The following is a 2,328-nucleotide window of genomic DNA, read 5'->3' as shown; positions in this document are numbered from 1 at the left end:
TGAGCACGTCCCCTCCCCTCCTCGGCACCTCGGGCCCCGGGGGACGACGCCGCCCCCGCCCGTTCCCGGCCCAGCAGCAGCCACAGCGCGGGCAGCAGCAGTACACCCGCCACGGGGTAGGCGAAGTCCTCGAGCGGCGCGAGTCCGATCCGCACTCCGGAAATGTTCTGCTCCGTGTACGTCATGATCCCGGAGGCGATCATGACGTTGTCGAACACCGCCGTGAGGACCACGAGCAGCACCACGGCCCCCGCCAGCGAAGCCCAGAACAGTCGTCCCGGACGGCGCAGCAGCACCGCCACCGCGAGCACCACCACGGCGATCCCCAGGAAGATCGCGTTCACACCCCAGTACGTCATGAACGTTCTCCCGTCGGTGGTGTGCGGCTCGTCTCTGCCGCACGTGCCACGGCGTCCCCGGCGCTGGGGTGCCCCGCCGCGCGGGACCGCAGCCAGCGCCACAGCACGGGCGCGCCCAGCACGTAGACCATGGTCTGGTAGCCCAGGAACGCGAGGAAGAAGACCTCCTCCAGGGGTAGCTCGGGGGCCACGAAGATGCCCAGGGTCAGCGAGTTCTCGCCGTGCCAGAACAGGCCGTTGGCAATCCCCACCAGGTCCCACGCGAGGAAGAACGCCGTCCCCACGAGCAGCACGAGCCACGCGCGCAGCGGGTTCCCGGACCAGAAGAACAGGCCCCAGCGCCGGTCGAGCAGCGCAAAGCACCCCAGGAGCACGAGCAGCACGGCCAGGTACATCAGCGGTCCCCGCGTCCCCGGACCGCGTCCCGGACCACCTCGGAGGAGATCAGGCACATGGGCACGCCGATCCCCGGGCGCACCGAGGACCCCGCGTAGTAGAGGCCCGCGATCCCCGGGTCCGTGACGCCCGGTCGGAACAGCGCGGACTGGCGCAGCGTGTGGCCCGGGCCCAGCATGGATCCGCGCCACGCGTTGAACTGCGCCTCGAAGTCCCCGGGGCCGTACGTGCGGCGCACCACGATCCGTTCGGCGAGGTCCGGGATCTCCGCCCAGCGCGCGAGCTGCGCGACCGCGGCGTCCGCCACCTGCTCCACGCGCGGCGAGCCGGGCTCGTCCACCTCGGGGGTGCGCACCCCGCCGCGGCCCCACTCCGGCACCGCCGGGGAGGGCACCAGGATGAACAGGTTCTCGTCCCCCTCCGGGGCGGTGCCCGGGTCGGTGGCCGAGGTCATGGACACGTAGATCGAGGTCTCCTCCGCGAGCGGCGACCCGTCCGCGATGCGCCCGAAGTTGTCGTCCCAGTCCGCCGTGAACAGCAGGTTGTGGTGCACGAGCTGCGGCAGCCTCCCCCGCACGCCCAGGCACACGAGCACCCCGGAGGGCCCGGGATCACGGCGCTTCCACCGGTTCTCGGGCGCCCGGAACCGCTGCGGCAGCAGGCGGGTCTGCAGGTGGTGCAGGTCCGCCGCGCCGATCACCACGTCCGCGGGCAGCCTGACCTCGCCGACGCCGCCGGGCTCCCCCACGCGGTAGGTCACCCCGGTCACGGAGCCGGCCGAGCGGCGTCGTGCGCGGGCTGCCCCCACGCGGGATCCCAGCGAACGCCGGGCGGACGAGACCTCGATGCCGCTGACCGCCGCACCGGTGACGATCTCCACCCCGGCCGCGCGAACGAGGCGTTCCATGGCGTCCACGAGCGCCGCGAACCCGCCCACGGGGTACTGCACCCCGTCCGTGAGGTCCAGGTGGCTCATGAGGTGGTACATCGCGGGGGCGGTGTCCGGGGAGGCGCCCAGGAACACGGCGGGGTAGCCCAGGATCTGGCGCTGCCGCGGGTCCCTGAACCGGGCGGCCACGTAGCTCTTCATGGACGAGCTCAGCAGCCCGCCCAACCGCGGCAGGTTGCGCAGCACCTCGGCGCGCGCGAGGTCCGTGGGGCGGGAGAAGTTGGTGTACAGGAAGTGCTTCTTGGCCAGCTCGTACACCTCCGCACCCGAGTCCAGGTACTCCCGCAGGGCGGCGGAGGAGCCGGGGTCGAGCTGCTCGAACAGTTCCTCCGCGTGCCCGGCGCGCACGTCCGTGGGCGGCTCGTCCAGGTGCTGCTCGAAGAACGTGCGGTAGCCGGGGTCCAGGCGGCGCAGGTCCAGCTCTTCGGCGGCGCTCGAGCCCATGAGCCGGAACCACCGGTCGATGACCTCGGGCATGAGGTACCAGCTGGGGCCGGTGTCGAACGTGAAACCCTCCGCGGACCAGCGCCCGGAGCGCCCGCCCAGGGTGTCCCGCTGCTCCAGCAGGGTCACCCGGTGCCCGTCCCGGGCCAGCAGCCCCGCGGTGGCCAGCCCCGCGAACCC

General features: G+C 72.7%; 3 protein-coding genes. All 3 read right to left on the bottom strand.

What is annotated here, in order from left to right:
* Positions 1-359: lycopene cyclase domain-containing protein (locus QL985_RS12020; RefSeq protein WP_290147994.1), on the bottom strand; the 359-nt coding region annotated here is incomplete at its 3' end.
* Positions 356-754, bottom strand: coding sequence for a lycopene cyclase domain-containing protein (locus QL985_RS12015; protein ID WP_259906279.1), 399 nt, complete (start codon positions 752-754; stop codon positions 356-358). The genes QL985_RS12020 and QL985_RS12015, both read right to left, overlap by 4 nt.
* A partial coding sequence (crtI, locus tag QL985_RS12010; RefSeq protein WP_290147991.1) for a phytoene desaturase family protein occupies positions 754-2,328 on the bottom strand: 1,575 nt, incomplete at its 5' end. The genes QL985_RS12015 and crtI, both read right to left, overlap by 1 nt.

Source organism: Kocuria sp. APC 4018 (assembly GCF_030407675.1).
Lineage (GTDB): Bacteria > Actinomycetota > Actinomycetes > Actinomycetales > Micrococcaceae > Kocuria > Kocuria rhizophila.
This window is presented reverse-complemented; position numbering and strand designations above follow the sequence as displayed.